General features: G+C 38.8%; 13 protein-coding genes and 1 pseudogene. All 14 read right to left on the bottom strand.

The genetic code is table 11. From position 1 onward, the window contains the following. Window positions 1–31: 31 nt before the first annotated feature. Window positions 32–823 carry a cation diffusion facilitator family transporter gene (locus V1468_RS11420; protein WP_177229164.1) on the bottom strand — a complete coding sequence of 264 codons (792 nt, stop codon included), beginning with the start codon at window positions 821–823 and terminating at the stop codon, window positions 32–34. Window positions 824–908: 85 nt separating this feature from the next. Next, the gene (locus V1468_RS11415) at window positions 909–1,340 is read right to left on the bottom strand and encodes a cytochrome P450 family protein (protein WP_027885443.1); all 432 of its coding nucleotides are present in this window, start codon (window positions 1,338–1,340) and stop codon (window positions 909–911) included. 128 nt (window positions 1,341–1,468) lie between these two features. After that, window positions 1,469–2,872 carry a dihydrolipoyl dehydrogenase gene (lpdA, locus tag V1468_RS11410; RefSeq protein ID WP_331810364.1) on the bottom strand — a complete coding sequence of 468 codons (1,404 nt, stop codon included), beginning with the start codon at window positions 2,870–2,872 and terminating at the stop codon, window positions 1,469–1,471. A gap of 87 nt (window positions 2,873–2,959) precedes the next feature. Continuing rightward, window positions 2,960–3,379 carry a Fur family transcriptional regulator gene (locus V1468_RS11405; RefSeq protein WP_331810363.1) on the bottom strand — a complete coding sequence of 140 codons (420 nt, stop codon included), beginning with the start codon at window positions 3,377–3,379 and terminating at the stop codon, window positions 2,960–2,962. A 44-nt stretch (window positions 3,380–3,423) separates the two neighbouring features. Continuing rightward, window positions 3,424–5,952, bottom strand: a complete 2,529-nt coding sequence (locus tag V1468_RS11400) for a heavy metal translocating P-type ATPase (protein WP_116694860.1) — start codon at window positions 5,950–5,952, stop codon at window positions 3,424–3,426. 9 nt (window positions 5,953–5,961) lie between these two features. Continuing rightward, window positions 5,962–6,135: pseudogene (locus V1468_RS11395) on the bottom strand (STAS/SEC14 domain-containing protein); the annotation flags it as partial. A gap of 15 nt (window positions 6,136–6,150) precedes the next feature. After that, window positions 6,151–6,309: an STAS/SEC14 domain-containing protein gene (locus V1468_RS11390; RefSeq protein WP_240607708.1), complete on the bottom strand. Its 159-nt coding sequence runs from the start codon at window positions 6,307–6,309 to the stop codon at window positions 6,151–6,153. 26 nt (window positions 6,310–6,335) lie between these two features. Then, entirely contained in the window at window positions 6,336–6,758 is a 423-nt protein-coding gene (locus V1468_RS11385; RefSeq protein ID WP_331810362.1) for a Fur family transcriptional regulator, read from the bottom strand. A 15-nt stretch (window positions 6,759–6,773) separates the two neighbouring features. Next, window positions 6,774–7,112, bottom strand: coding sequence for a P-II family nitrogen regulator (locus V1468_RS11380; RefSeq protein WP_009778856.1), 339 nt, complete (start codon window positions 7,110–7,112; stop codon window positions 6,774–6,776). A gap of 96 nt (window positions 7,113–7,208) precedes the next feature. Then, window positions 7,209–8,432: an efflux RND transporter periplasmic adaptor subunit gene (locus V1468_RS11375; RefSeq protein ID WP_233494438.1), complete on the bottom strand. Its 1,224-nt coding sequence runs from the start codon at window positions 8,430–8,432 to the stop codon at window positions 7,209–7,211. A 20-nt stretch (window positions 8,433–8,452) separates the two neighbouring features. Next, a complete protein-coding gene (locus tag V1468_RS11370) occupies window positions 8,453–12,886 on the bottom strand; it encodes a CusA/CzcA family heavy metal efflux RND transporter (protein ID WP_331810361.1) in 4,434 nt (1,477 codons plus the stop codon). Window positions 12,887–13,024: 138 nt separating this feature from the next. Beyond that, on the bottom strand, window positions 13,025–13,336 hold the full coding sequence (locus tag V1468_RS11365; RefSeq protein WP_105045957.1) for a DUF6660 family protein: 312 nt from the start codon (window positions 13,334–13,336) through the stop codon (window positions 13,025–13,027). Between the two features lie 58 nt (window positions 13,337–13,394). Continuing rightward, a complete protein-coding gene (locus tag V1468_RS11360) occupies window positions 13,395–15,518 on the bottom strand; it encodes a Piwi domain-containing protein (protein WP_331810360.1) in 2,124 nt (707 codons plus the stop codon). Between the two features lie 17 nt (window positions 15,519–15,535). After that, complete coding sequence (locus V1468_RS11355; RefSeq protein WP_331810359.1) at window positions 15,536–16,462, bottom strand: Abi family protein; 927 nt, start codon at window positions 16,460–16,462, stop codon at window positions 15,536–15,538. Between the last annotated feature and the right edge of the window lie 20 nt (window positions 16,463–16,482).

Below are 16,482 nucleotides of genomic sequence, written 5' to 3'. Positions count from 1 at the left end.
GTTCTAATCAAGTTTGATATCATTTTAAAAACTACTTCGATAATTTCAATATTCTTAATGCACCGCGCATTACAAAAGTGAAAACGATGCCGCCAATCACTAAATCGGGCCATTTACTATTCAGAAAATAAACCAGCACCCCAGCTACTATAACACCACCATTAACAATAATATCATTGGATGTAAAAATGGCACTTGCCTGCATATGAGCCTCTTGACTCTTTGCCTTGTTGATGAGCCAGAGCGATATCAAATTACCTGCCAATGCGAAAATTGAAACGATAATCATCCATTGAAACAAGGGTGTTTCGGTATTGCTAAAAAACCTTCTCAAGACCTCTGCAAACCCAAGTGTTGCCAATGCCATCTGAAAGTATCCGCTGTATTTCGCAACCTTCTTTTTTCTTGAAATGGCACCGCCTACCGCAAATAGGCTTAATGCATATACGATGGAATCTGCCAGCATATCTAATGAGTCTGCCACAAGACCCATCGAAGAAGAAATCCAACCGGTGGTCATTTCGATAACGAAAAAACCAAAGTTGATGCCCAAGACCCACCAAAGGATTCTTTTTTGTTTGGATTGGTCTTCCATTACGGGTGGTTCGGCTTCTGTGGTTCCCTCTAAAGAATCCCCAAGGTTTAAACCGGCTATTGATGTTTGTATATCTTCAATGCCATCCACATGATATACTTCCAATTTCCTGTTGGGAATATCAAAATCCAAATATTTCACTTGAGCATAAGATTCCAACTTCATCCGGATCATCTGCTCTTCCGAAGGGCAATCCATTTTGGTTATCTTAAATGTTGTTTTCTCCATTATCTCTTTTTTTATTTTTAATATTCGTTATAATAGTTGTCCTTTATCCGGATACAATTGTTACAAAATCCTTTTAGCAGCAGGTTTACTTCTTCTGCCTGAAACCACTCCGGCAAAGGCACTTTTGCTCTTCATCTTTCTCCCATTTACCAATGTATGTTTCCCAGTAGCTCTTTTGAATTTTTAGGAACCCCCGCAGGCTATCCGGTTTCATCAAAGACATAGACATTTCATTTCTTTGCCTGTATGCTGAATTATTCAGTGTCTGGACACCCTTCTGGAGGAATAATGTTTTTTGCACTCTTTTAGGAGCAGCGTCTTTTCGCTGAAACTTTTCAGTGTCATAGAAAACCTCCGCGGCTTCTTTTCCACTCATGCAGATCGTTTCCTTTAACATCAAACGGGTTCTAAAAATATCGGACCAAAGCTTTTGACGCTTTTTCTGAATAAATTCATAGCCGTCACGAAGTAGCGTCAAACTACTATCGATGTTTTTGTCTTTCGGAATAGTTCTCATGCTCTTTACATTTTTAAAATATTTATTTTATTTTTTAGACCATAAACTTAAACTTAATACAAACTGATTTAAGTCTTATGAAATGATTAAAAACTGCCTAATCCGATTTTACAATTAAATTAAGGCCGTTAAATATGCAACGCTCTGTCTTCGGTGGCTGCCAGACAGGCCTCTTTAAAGGTTTCTGAAAAAGTTGGGTGCCCGTGGGACATCCTTGCAACATCTTCGGCAGATGCCCTGAATTCCATCGCTACCACCGCTTCGGTATAGCTGTCTGCAATGCGTGGCCCTATCATATGCACTCCCAATATCTCATCAGTTTCTTTATCTGCGATTACTTTTATGAAGCCGTCGGTGTCCATACTTATTTTCGCCCTTGCGTTGGCCTTAAAAGGAAAAGAGCCTGTTTTAATACTTCTTCCTGCTTCTTTCAATTCTTCTTCGGTTAAGCCTACCCCGGCCACTTCGGGCTGGGTATAAACAATATTAGGAATAAGCGAATAATTGATATGTGGCTTTTGATCTGCTATCCTTTCGGCTACAAAAACGCCCTCTTCACTGGCTTTATGGGCAAGCATTGCCCCTCGGATTACATCCCCAATGGCATATACACCCTTGACATTGGTTTCAAGGTTCTCATTTACCGTTACCTGTCCTTTCTCATTGGTTTCCACGCCAATGTTTTCAAGGCCTAAATTGGCGGTGTACGGTTTCCGGCCAATGGCCATAAGGCAATAGTCGCCTTCTAAATTCATTTCTTTTTTATCGGACAGGTTTTCCGCTTTCAATTCAACTTTGTTGTCCGTTGCTGTTGCATTGGTCACTTTATGTTCCAAATAAAACTCAATTCCCTGTTTTCTTAGGGAACGATGCAATTGATGTCCCAGTGCGCCATCCATAGTGGCGATGAGGCTATCAAAATATTCCACAATAGACACCTTAGAGCCCAGGCGGGCGAAAACAGAACCTATCTCAACCCCGATAACGCCTCCACCAACGACCAATAAATGGTCGGGAATTTCCTGTAGGGCAAGGGCTTGGGTGGAAGAGATTATCCTTTTTTTATCGATTTTAATATTGGGCAAGGAAGCGGGTTTGGACCCTGTGGCAATGATAATTTTATCGGTTTCTATAGTTTCCGTTTTAGCTTCGGCCTTAATCTCAATCGTGTTTTTGTCCTTGATGGTGCCGTGGCCTTCATAAACGGTAACCTTGTTCTTTTTCATCAGATACCCAACGCCATTGATGATTTCCTGTACCACATCCTGAACCCTTTGGTTCATTTTTTTGATATCGACATTGGCTTCTTTTACATCAATCCCAAAATTTTCGAATTGATGTTTGAGTTTGTAATAATGCTCAGAGGCTTCAAGCCAGGCTTTTGACGGGATACAGCCCACGTTAAGGCAGGTGCCGCCAAGCGTGCTGTACCTTTCAATAATGGCTACTTTTAATCCTAATTGGGCGCAACGTATAGCGCTTACATACCCGCCAGGGCCAGAGCCTATAATTGTTACATCATATTTTTCCATATTCGTAAATTTTTTAATTAAATAAGGTGGGGGAAACCTTAAGCTGACCAGGGGCGCAAGGGTTCAGTTTTAAGGTACTCCCACCTATTATTTTTTACTACAATTTTTACATACCCCTTTTAATACCAGGTTCAAATCGTTTATTTCATAATCGTCCGGCAAGTTTTGTTTCGATATTCTATCCGGCAAGCAAATAGTTTTTCCGCAAACGGTACAATGAAAATGCATATGTAAATCTGAGATGTTTTCATCAGAAAGTGCATATTTTGCAACGGCTGTTCCATCATCAATCTGGTGGACTATGTTTTTTTCCTCAAACAACTTCATCGTTCTATAAAACGTGGTTTTATTTGCTGTTTTGTTACTTTTACTTTTTTTGAGAAAGACCTTCTGCATTTCGTTCAAACTATCAGCATAAGTCTTCCTTTTGAGGTATTTGTATATCTTCGATCTCATTTGGGTAGGCCGAATTCCTTTGGACGATAATGTTCTTTCCGTTTTTGTCATTTTATATTCTTTCAAAAAACCGGATTCTTCCAAGTCCGGATTTTCTATTCTTTTTTATAAGCCAAAAGACGTAGCGCATTGGCCACGACTACCAAGGTAGACCCCTCGTGAAATGCCACGGCTATACCTATGTTTGCCCAGCTCAAAATGGTAGCCGGTATCAGCAGTGCCACAACCCCAAGGCTTATCCAAAGGTTCTGCTTGATAATAGCTTTTGCTTTTCTACTTAAACCTATCGCAAAGGGCAGGGTCTCAAGCTTATCGGCCATAAGGGCAACATCGGCTGTTTCTAAGGCCACATCACTTCCAGCCGCTCCCATCGCAATACCTACGGTACTATTTGCCATTGCAGGCGCATCGTTTACACCATCGCCTACCATTGCCACCTTGGATTCTTTTTCTTTTAGCTCTTTAATAGCATCCACCTTTTCTTCCGGCAATAGGCTGCCCCAGGCATCGGTCAATCCTATTTCTTCCGCAACGGCATCGGCTACTTTTTGGTTATCGCCCGTAAGCATAATCATACGTTTAATACCGATTCCCTTTAGTTTTTTGAGGGTTCCCTTGGCGGCTTCACGAGGGGTATCCATTAGAGCGATGATGCCTATATATTCTTCATTCTTCCGAATGAGCATCGTAGTATTTCCCCCACCTTCAAGACCACGGACTTTTGTGGTTACCTCTTCGGAAGGTGTACTTTTATCAAGCCCTTCGTACAGGTCGAGGTTGCCGACATAGATTTTGTCATTGTCCAATGATGCTTTTATACCCTTGCCCAGCACAGCTTCCAAATCGGTCGCATCAGGTATTTCATCCCCTTTCAGCCGCTCCTTTCCATCTCTAACTACTGCTTTTGCCAGGGGATGGTCGCTTAGATTCTCTACGGCCACAGCTATTTTTAAAAGTTCGTTTTCAGAAATATCCCCAAGTGGAACCACTTCGGTAAGCTTGGGTTTTCCTTCGGTGAGGGTACCGGTCTTGTCAAAGGCAAGGGCGGTAATAACGCCGAGGTCTTCCAAAGGTCGCCCTCCTTTGATAAGCACTCCGCCACGGGCGGCCCTCGCCACGCCACTCAATACGGCACTCGGTGTCGAAATCGCAAGGGCACAGGGACTGGCAGCAACCAAAACGGCCATTGCCCTATAAAAACTATCGCTAAAGGGTTCATCGATGACCAAGAAAGCGAAGAGCAGCAGCACGACCAATACCAGTACGGAAGGCACAAAATATCTTTCAAATTTATCGGTAAGCAACTGAGTCGGCGATTTTTGGGTCTGCGCCTCATTCACCAATTTTACCAATCGGGATAGTGTAGAGTCCTTCGCCTCTTTGATAACCTTTATTTCAAGGGTGTTGTTGCCGTTAATTGTTCCAGAAAAAACGCGGTTTTCGTCCTTTATTTCATCATTGTCTGAATAGTCCTTGGCAGTATCCTCCACGGGAACTTTGTCCACCGGTACACTTTCCCCGGTAATAGGGGCTTGGTTGACACTACTTTTACCATCGACCACAACGCCATCGGCAGATATTTTACTGTTTGGTTTGACCACGATGATATCGCCTATACTCAATTTTTCGATACCGACCTCTTCGGTCTTGCCATCTTTTTTTAGCAGGGCGGTTTTTGGTGCTAAATCTGCCAGTGCCGCAATGGACTTTCGGGCCTTTTCCATTGCATAATGTTCAAGGGCGTGCCCCAAACTAAACAGGAACAATAACAATGCACCTTCTGCCCATTCTCCCAGAATGGCAGCGCCAATGGCGGCAACCAGCATTAAAAAGTCAATTTCAAAACCGCCTTTGGCGACGGTCTGTATTGCTTCCTTGGCCGTAAAGAAACCACCGAAAAAGTAAGCACCAATGTATAAAGTAAGACTGACCCAATCTGGGATGGATTCCACATAGAAAAGGCCGAATCCTATTCCGAGAAGTGCCCCACAGATAATGGAAAAAATAAGCTCCGTATTTTTACCGAAAATACCACCGTGGGCGTGCTCTTCTCCTTCCTCGTGGGTCTCGCCTTCTTTGTGCTCGTATCCCTCTGTGGAAGTTTGCTCTTTTGTCTCTTCCTTCTTTGAACGCTCCTGTTTTTTGGATGCTTTGGTGTAATCATTTTCGTTTGAAGCACTCCTTTGAATCTGAAGGTCTTCTTTTTCAATTTGTTTACTTATTTCATCAAAATTTGTTTGCTTTTTATCAAATTCAAGTCGTACCATTCCAGAACCTGAAACGGAAGCTTCCAAAACTCCATTGATTGCCAAAAGGCTTTTCTCTATGGAACGTGCCTGCCTTGTGTCTCTGATTCCTTTAACTTCAATGAGCAAATGCCCGTATTTTTCGGTAATCTCGGCACCAGTACTTTCGGCGAGAGATTGAATGCGGTCAATGGAAATGATATCTGGGTCATAATGAAAACAGAGCTGTGGCACATCTGCTCCGTTTGCATCGGCAATGTGCACTTTTTCGATGCCCTCTTTAGCTTGTAGTTTTTGAATAAGCCTTTCAACACAAGAATCTTTTTCGTTAGGAACTTGCGGAAGGATGACCGGTATTTTTAGTTGTAGTTTTTCCATTTTTTATTTTTATTTTATCCACTCTTTGGCATCGTCTTTTTCTTCGGTCCTATAAAATTTTATATGAGCTTCTGAGAAAGGAAGCAATACCTCGGTAAATTGCTCTTGCCATTTAACGCTACCCACCAAAGTAACACGCTTTAAATGCTTTTCATTCGGAAGGTTTAATTCAATTCCCTTCCAATATGCCTCTGCTGTTCAACCTTCAAAATTTTCCATCTCGATGTACCAGGAAACTTCCTGATGGGCAGTTATATGCTCTGTTAAGACTGGTATCAAGTTTTCATAATCCTTGGCATCCAGCTTATTCTCTGCTACCATATATACAGTAGCCTCTTTTTTATAAATTTTCATCATTGTTCCAATTTTTTAAATCAAAAAACTTAATCCAAGTCATTGCTACATTTTTCACAGATACCCTTTACCACCAAGTTGATTTCCTCCGAGATGTAGCCATCAGGCAAGTTGATTTGGGGTATTTTATGGTCTGTGAGACAAATTGTTTCATCACATTTATTACAGTGAAAATGCAAATGAAGGTCATTGCCAACTTCGCATTGACAATCTTCATCACAAAGGGCATATTTTACAAAGCCAGTACCGTCTTCGATGGCGTGTACCAATTTGTTTTCCTCAAATGTCTTCATAGTACGGAAAAGCGTACTCCTTTCCGAGCTTTCGAAATCCTTTCCAAGGTCGCCTAAGCTAACGGCCACATTCAGTTGTGCCAGCCGTCTATAGGTCATCAGGCGCATTGCCGTAGGGCGGATGCCTTTGCTTTCCAACTTTTTTACTATTTTTTCCATTTGCTATAAAAGTATTTAGGGATCGTAACGCTTTATGGATTCCCCGGTTTTTATCTGGAAGGCATCTTCAATATCGGAAAGATAAATTATTCCGTCACCGGGTTCAGTTGTTTTTGCATTCTCAAGGATAATATCTATTGCTGATTGTGCTTCTTCGTTTTGACATACCAGTTCTAACTTTACCACCGGACTGTCTGTTACACGGAAATCTAAAGAAGGTGATGCGCCTTTTGCTTTAAAAGCCCCCGTTCCTTCTCCCTGGGAAAGGGTCATACTTTTAAATCCGCTTTCACTAAGAGCTTCAATTACATTTTGAACTCGTTTCGGTTTTATAAATGCTTTTATTTCTTTCATTGCTGTAATATTAATTTTAGTATTAAGGATGAACCCTCTGGAATTTTAATTAAGACAAACATTTAACAGAGAGTCCATCCATCTAATTTTTTTAATTTAATGACCATGGGAAGTCTGGCTTTTCTGCATTTCAGAAACCAGATAATAGGCATTATTATAGGCAACCAACGTACCTTCAGGCAGAGGCTCCAGCAGTTTAATTTCAACCCAACCATCTTCATTTATTCCCGTTCTAACCTGCACTGGTTTCAATTCCCATTCGGTTTCACCATCTTCCTGGTGTTTTTGGGCCGTAAAGATGTAGGGATTTCCTTCTTCTTCAATTATTGCTTCTTCCGGTAAGGCAGGAACAGCTTCTTCACCGGTCCTGATTTTTCCGTTTATATACATCCCCGGAATTAGAAAATCTTCTTTATTATCGATTTCTGCATGCACATGTACCGCTTTGGGGTTTTGTTCAAATTGTTTCCCCACTGAATAAATTTCCCCGGTTAAATTACTGCCTGGAACCGATTCCAGTGTAAACTCAATCTTTTGGCCTTCTTTCACCTTATAAATATCTTTTTCAAAAACCATTAGATCGGCATGAACATGTTCATTATCAACTACCATAAACATGCTGGTTTGCGGCTCCACATACTGTCCTATCTGCACCAGTACTTTTTCTATATAACCTCCAATTGGGCTTACTACCGGAATATATTCATATAATTCACCGTCTCTAACCTGGGAAGCATTTAGGTTTAACTGGCGCAATTGCGATTCGTACCCCCGCACTTCACCTTGTACAGACTGGTAATCTGCCTGGGTTTGTTGAAAAGATTTTCCAGATCCTACCTCTGCTTCATATAAACGTTTCTGTCTTTCAAATTCCTTTTCCAAAAATTGCATCCTGCTATATGCATTAATATAATCAGACTGCATTCTGGTTAAATTTGGGTGAGAAAGATAAGCCAGTACCTGACCTTTATTTACCTTATCCCCCTCAATAACCTTTATAGAAGTTATATTACCGCCTAAAACTGCCGTCACGGTAGCCTCATATTGTGGCGGCACTTCTAGTTGTCCATTGGCTTCCACTATTCCTGATAATGCTTTCTTAGGTAAGGTATCTACTTTGATTCCCAAACTATTAAATTTCATCTCTGAAAGATGTACCGAGCGCATCCCGCCTTCTTCTTCATTGTGACCTTTTGTTTCTTTAGAATCCGATGCTTTAGTCTCCTGAGTATCTTTTTCCGAATTAGAATTTTCTTCACACCCCAAAAACAATGTAAGTGATAAGGCAAGCATTAAAATATTTATTGATCTTATGTTCATATCGTTTTCTTTCTTAGTTTTTAATTTGAATTCTTAAGGTAATATTCCAGTTGGTAACGGCTGTCGAGATAATCATTAAAAGCACTCCAGGCATTTACCTCAATTCTAATGGCATCCCTTATATTTTGAAGGAAAGTTATATAATCTATAGCTCCCTCTTTAAATGCTAATACTGACCCTTCCTGTTGTTCCTGTGCTAAAGGAAGTGCTTCATCCCTATAATAATTCCATGAGTTTCTCCATTTGATATAGTCTTCACGCATATTTTTATAGGCGGTTTCCAGTTCGATTTTATCCTGATAAAAGTTTTGCTCTGCAATCTGTCTATTTACTTGTGCTTCCTGTGTACGGCCTAATTCCGGCCCAAAAAACAGCGGAATTTGAATTCCTATTTGATATTGGAAGAAACCCGATTGCCCGGCTATTTCCTGCCTACCGTACTGACCCTGAAATTTGGGCAAAAATTCAGATTTTCGTTCTCTGGTAACCGCTTTGGCAACATCTATCCTTTGTTCCGAAACCTGTAGCAACGGATGATTTTCAAGCGACTCTACCAGAAAGTTTAAAGGTTCGTCTAAAGTTTCAACAGGCAAATCTGGTACATCATAGATTGTGTCACTAACGAACCATAGGTTTAAACGCTGTATTGATTTCAGGTAATCTCGGTACGATTGTTCCAGCTGTATTTTAACCTCGTTCGCCTGGTTGGAGGTAGCAAGATATTCCAATTTGGAGGTGGCCTCTGTTTCATACCTGATTCTTGCAGCCCTTTCAATATCTTCAAAAATTGAATCCATTTTTCTATAAACCTGGAATGTCCTTTTAGTTGTATAAACCGAGGCCCAGGCCCTGCTTACTTCACGTTCAATTTCAATAGTAGATAACTCTAAGGCACTTTCAGCAAGGGCAACCCTTTCTTTCTGCAATTTTAACCGGGGGGCAATTCCAAAAATATCAATGCCTTGCTGTTGGACGCCAATTTGAGTATAGACCCCATCAGAGCCATTTCCTACTTCTTCTTTTCCTGTAAAGATTTGGGTATTTCCAAAATCATAGGCGGTTTTACGCAATACTTCCTCACTTTCAATTTCAAGTTGAGCAGCTTTTAATTGCGGAAAGTTTTGGATTGCCATTTCTTTAGCCTCTTGCAAACTAATAGTTTGTAAAGAATCCTGTTGTGAATATTCAGATGACATTGCATCAGATTGTGCATTTACAGAAAAGGTTCCGCCTAAAACAAAGCCAATTATCAAAATCGTAGCTAAAGATCGTGAATTGGAAGAACCAAGCTTGTTCTGTTCCTTTTTCTCCCGTCTCTTCTCTACAAATGTATAAAGGACAGGAAGAACCACCAGCGTAAGCAAGGTAGCCGTAAGCATACCACCTATAACCACTGTAGCAAGTGGTTGTTGAACTTCTGCACCGGCAGATGTGGAAAATCCCATTGGTAAAAAACCGAAAATATCTGTTGTTGCTGTTAACATAATAGGTCGTATTCGTTCTTTGGTTCCTGTAAAAATTCTATCTCTTAGACTGGTTACTCCTTCTTCTTTTAAAGAATTGAATCTATTTATTAGTACCAGTCCGTTTAAAACTGCAACACCAAACAGAACAATGAAGCCTACACCTGCGGAAATGCTAAATGGCATACCTCTTAACCAAAGGGCAAAAACACCTCCGATAGCAGCCAATGGTATCGCCATATAGATCATGATAGATTGGGAAAAAGATTTTAAGGCAAAATATAGAAGCACGAAAATCAGGAATAAGGCTATCGGTACCACAATCACTAATCGGTCTTTGGCACTCTGAAGGTTTTCGAACTCCCCTCCATAAGTAATATAATAACCTGGTGGCAATTCTAATTCCTCATCTAATTTTTGCTGAATGTCGTTCACCACAGACTCTACATCCCTTCCCCGGGCGTTTACACCCACATAGGTTCTTCTGTAGGTATCATCTCTTGAAATTTGCATAGGCCCCGGAACATACTCAATATCTGCTATTTCTTTTATAGGCACCTGAGTTCCGTCTGGAAGATCGATATACATACCACGCAAATCATCAATATTCTTTCTATGATCTTCATCAAATCTTACTACCAGATCAAATCGTTTTTCTCCTTCAAAAATGACTCCGGCTGTTCCTCCTGCAAAAGCTGTACTTATGTAATCATTGGCTTTTTGGATATCCAGTCCATATTGCGCAATTTTATCACGGTTAAATTTAACGGTCATTTGTGGGAGGCCTGATGTTCGCTCCGCGTTTACGTCTCCTGCACCAGGCACGGTTTGGATAATACTGGCCATTTCCTGTACCTTTTCCGACAACACCCCCAGGTCCTCTCCATATAGTTTAACCGCAATATCTTCTCTAACCCCCTCTAATAATTCGTTGAACCTTAATTCTACAGGTTGCGTAAACACAAGGTTTACCCCAGTAAGTTCTTTATTGAGTTTTTCCTTGATTTGCGCTATAAGTCCTTCTTTAGTTTCAGCGGTTGTCCAATTATCCTTATCTTTTTCAAGAATCAGGTACATATCTGCTATATCCATCGGCATTGGATCTGTTGGGATGTCCGCTACTCCAATTCTTGCTGTTGCTGTTTTAATTTCAGGAAAATTTTCTAGAAGGATATTTTCTATTTTTTTGGAAACTTCAATAGACTCTGTTAATGAACTTCCTGGTCTGATTAAAGCCTGCATTGCAATATCACCTTCATCCAGTTGAGGCACAAATTCTCCTCCCATTCTGGAAAAAAGGAAACCGGCTAATACAAGTAGAACAGCAGCAGCACCTACAACAATGAGCTTCAGTTTTAATGCCCCTTTCAGTAAAGGCATATATACCCTTTGTATTCCACCAATTATCTTATCACTTATCCTTTCCAGCCAGCGTTCAAACCTTCCAAACCAGTTCTTTTTATTCTGAATGGGTTTCATAAATAGGGCAGACATCATAGGGACATAGGTAAGGCATAAGAAAATAGCACCTATCATGGCAAAACCGAAAGTGTACGCCATCGGCTTAAACATTTTACCTTCTACCCCCGTAAGAAAAAGTATAGGCGTGAATACAATAAGAATTATAATCTGTCCAAAAAATGCGGAACCCATCATCGTGGTTCCGGCATCATAGGCTACTTTATCCATTACGCCTTGATTGAATTTTAGCTTTCCAGACCTAATCCGTTTTTGGATCTCATACACCGTTCCTTCTATAATAATCACGGCACCATCTATAATAATCCCAAAGTCTATAGCTCCCAAGCTCATTAAGTTTGCCCATACATTAAATTGCTTCATTAATATAAAGGCAAAAAGCAAGGACAACGGTATGGTCGTGGCCGTTATGATGCCACCTCTTAAACTACCCAACAATAAAACAAGGGCAAATATCACGATTAGGGCGCCTTCCAGTAAATTGGTTTTAACGGTATCGGTCGTTCTGGCAATTAGCTCACTACGATCAATGATAGGGGCGATAGTGAGACCTTCTGGCAGGGATTTTTCAATTTCTGCCATACGATTCTTAACATTTTGAATAACCGCATTAGGGTTTGAACCTTTTAGCATCATTATTATTCCTCCCACGGCTTCCTTACCGTCTTGCGTAAAAGCACCATAACGTACCTGATTCCCAAAATGGACGCGTGTTGCAACATCTCCAATAGTTACGGGAATGTTGCCCTCGTTAATAATCGAAATATCTTTAATGTCTTCCAAAGAGCGAATAAGACCTTCACCTCTTATGAAATTTGACATTTTATTTTTTTCTATGTAAGCACCGCCTGTATTCACATTGTTCCGAGCGAGAGCCTCATACACTTGTGAAATACTAATACCCAAACTATTCAACTTATCTGGGTTGACAGTGACCTCGTACTGTTTAATACTGCCTCCATAAGAGTTGACCTCTACCACGCCTTCCAGTAATGTGAGTTGTCGTTTGATAACCCAATCTTGCACGGTGCGCAGTTCCATAGGCGAATACTTGTTTTCAAAACCCTCCTCTGGCTTTATAGTGTATTCATAGATTTGACCTAAACCAGTAGAGATGGGACCCATAGATGGACTTCCAAATTTTTCAGGGATAGATTCGCCCAGTTCGTTTAGTTTTTCCTGTACCAGCTGTCGAGGAAGATAGGTTCCCATATCGTCTTCAAAAACGATAGTAACTACGGAAAGGCCAAAGCGTGAGATAGATCTTATTTCTGTAACGCCTGGTAAATTACCCATAGATAGTTCTACGGGATAGGTTACAAATTGTTCAATATCTTCTGTGGCAAGATTTGGCGACTGGGTGATCACCTGAACCTGATTGTTAGTAATATCTGGCACCGATCCCAGGTTGACGGTCATCATGGACCAAATACCCGTCCCTATCAGCGCTAAGGTAAGTAGTCCAATAATAAATTTATTATTAATGGAAAATGCGATTATCTTATTAATCATATAAATAAAAATTTAATTCAGTTAAAATTCTTGATAATAATTTTGTGCCTAACAAAATCTATCAATAGGACCAAGGATCTAGTATGAGAACCAGGATTTGGTCAAAAAAGGATATAATTATCCTTTAAAAAAACTGAATTATGCCTGTGGTGGCTGTAAAATGGAAGTGGTAAAATCTTTTTTTATACCGTTTAAGTAGAGAAAATCTTGAGAAGAAATGTATTTAAACTCAAATTTTATTTCTGCGAATTTGAAATAAGTTACGTTTAAATGGCAACATTGGCAAATACAAAATGGGGAACATAAATCTGCATCTTGATGTTGGTGGTTATCACCTAAATCTTGAGAAATTTCTGTTTTAACTTCATTGTCAAAAGTACCTGTATCTTCACAAGGCACTAAATTTAGTGTGAAGATATAGATTGACAATATGAATGCTAAAAATTTCATTAAGGCAAATATAAGAATTTTTTAATGCAATGGTTGTGCAAAGAAAAAAGGCTTCGGATTATAAAAACCATAAGGTTTCTTGACCAAAAGGTGGTATTTCCTTGCTTTCAAAACGAGGTGCTATTTCTGCAACCATTTCAGGATATTTAATTGTTATTGGTACGTTTTGTTGACGTAAGGATTTCCAATATAGCCTACTAAATTGATACACTTGCTCTATTAGCTTTCTAATCATTTTACTATCATTTAAAGCCTCTGGTGTAGGACTTGATATTTTAAGTTTTATTGGAAATGAATAACTTGAATGACTTGGGTATTTTACAGTATTGTTATACCTCAAATTATTAAAGAGTAAATATTTATATTCTCCTTTAGGGCCAATATTTATATATGTGCCACTCATTGGAATTAACTCACCATTCCAATTTTGGTCAAAAGCAATAATATCTTCTGCTTCTGTTTTATTGATATTTAAAATGTAAAGAGGAATTTTCAACCCTAATGTATGCATCCCTCTTATAATAGGTTTTAGTTCCTCGTAACTCATTTCCTTATAAAAGTGAATCACTACTTTATCTGCTTCTGCAACCGATGTAAAATCTCTTATGGCTTTACATATACTACCTGCTAATAGGTCTGTTTCGCTTTGGTCGAAATACTCGAACTTTCTAAACAAACCATTGTTTTGAAAACTAAAGGCACTTGCTATATAGCGTCTGTTTTCTCCTTGATTGGTAAATGCACCAACACCTATTACTAATTCTTTTTTATCAGTTACTGCGAGCTTCCAAGGTGCGCCACCTAATTTAGCGTGCATTGCTAACGCCATATTTTGTAATGAGAATTGGAAGTTGTATTGATTCTCAATATTGACCACCATTTTTTCATAATCTACAACCTGTGTAACAATGCCTTCGTTTAAAAACAATTCTTTGATTTGAATATAGATGTCTCGGTCTTCGGGATTTGGCGTGAACTTATCGAAAGGACTTAAATAGAACGCCGCATAACGTATATTATCGTGGTCGAAGGTTAAGCTCTCTAACTTTTCAACTATTTCTGGTATTGGGTTGTTTTCGTTGGTAAACTCAATAAAATGTTCTTTAGACGTTGAAGCCTTAATATTTACATAAGCCTCAATCCCTTTAAAATATTTTTTTTGAGAGGTAACACCAAATTTTAGATTGTTGTAAAAGGTTTTAATTGCTTCTTTATGTGAGGTATGGTACACAAAGAAAAACTTAATGTTTTGGTTGTTAGGTCTTTTATAAGGATTAAGATTATTCATTGCCAATTTAGGCACTAAATGGGTTTTCTTGTTACCATATTGGTCTTTACCAAATTCTAACAATCCTACTTGTGGGTCTATGTGGTTAATACGATTAAGTGGCACATCAATAAATGCATCAGTCTTAAAAGGAAATATGGCTTTAAAATCTTCTGTAAACAGATAGTTGGTTGCAAAATTATTAATAAGTGCTACGTACTTTTGGTATTTATTAATTGGTCTTACAGGTTCTTCAATAGGTATATCTAATGCTCGTGCTAATGGCAAATTAAAAATTGGGTATGCTTGCTCAAACTGAATGGCATTGTAAAATTCTTCTTTTTCCTCTGTGTCGAGGTCCATTTGATAATTGAACGTTTTTTGACCATATACACAACGCTTTATTAACTCTGAATCCTCTATATCCTTAACTGACGTTGTAAGGACTTTTGAAGTACCATCGTATGAAACAATTAACTCTGGTAGGTCTGTGAGTTTTGCAAACTGTATTTTAAATGAAAATTTATAGTAGAGGTTATAGTCTTCTGTATTACCTTTTTTTGAAGGCATCCACACTTGTACATCACCAACGAAGTTTTTTACTACGATATAGTCTTTAGATTTAAAATAGCTTCTTAATTGGTGTTTAAGGAATTGCTTGTATATTCTTAATTCTCTACCATCTACTAAATTTAGCTTAATGCTTGGTGCATCTGGTATTTCTGTTGTAAATGTTGTAAATATTTGGTCTTTGTTAGATAAGTCTGCATCTGGAAACACCTCTTTAATCTGCCTTGAAAATTTAGATTTATGTATGGGATGGCTACCTTCTATATCCTCTGAAGTTAAATAAATGGTAGGCGCACTATTAGGCCATTTAAAGTTAAGTATGTTGGTTTTGAGGTGTTCTTGCATTGGTATTCGTATTTAAATTATTGCCATAAAGGTTCTTTTTGCCAATTAGGTTTCATTCCCAATGCATTAGGGTCTACATTAGGATATTTAACAAATAGGTCATTTAAACGGGTTGTAAATTGGTTGTTAGGTTGTATGGTATTCAATAGATATTTCATTAAACACATATGTACATACAGCTTACTAAACTCGTGCTGTTTTGGTACATTATCTATATCTGTAATCCAAGGATTAGGTGGTTTTGGCAACAGCTTTACCGTACCTGGAAGATTACGATTCCATAGACGTGAGTGATGCGCACAAAAGTTGCGTATTTGTGCAATAGATTGTAACCAACTTGGTAAATAGGTATGGTTAACTGCACCAAATTCTTGGGCAATACTATCTTTGGATTTTAAATTGTTATTTAAATTTCTATACATTTTTGATAAATTACCAATACTTGTATGTTCGACGGTTTTCCAAGCAGGTGGTAGTTTCTTATTGGTATATTTTTTAAAATGCTTTTTAAGTGTAACATCCTTTCTTTGAGAACGCTTAACTTCTTTTTGAATAGATTCTAATGACTCTTTGAAATATTGATAATTTATGAAACACTTTTTGTTCTGAAACCACCAAGGGTCAATTTCGTGTGAAAGATTATAAATGAGTTTGGTTCGTAAACTAATTTCTATTTTTTCAATGACATCAAATAACAATAGTCGTAATTCTGCATCAAAATTATATAAGGCTACGACATCTGTAAATCTACTATTGGGCTTAAAAATGTGTTGCTCCTTATCTGCTTGCATTACATACCAATACTCCCCAAGACGGTAGTAACTTATATTAGCCAAGTATTTTTCTGCCAATGGTCCATTAGAGATTTGTAAACCTCTTTTTTGTAATTGAGCAATTTGTTGTTGTATGGTAATTGGCTTTTTGCTAAACATTGAAAGTTGCATTACTGTTTAACAAAAGGAAG

The organism is Winogradskyella poriferorum (assembly GCF_036553625.1).
In the GTDB taxonomy this organism is placed as follows: domain Bacteria; phylum Bacteroidota; class Bacteroidia; order Flavobacteriales; family Flavobacteriaceae; genus Winogradskyella; species Winogradskyella poriferorum.
This window is presented reverse-complemented; position numbering and strand designations above follow the sequence as displayed.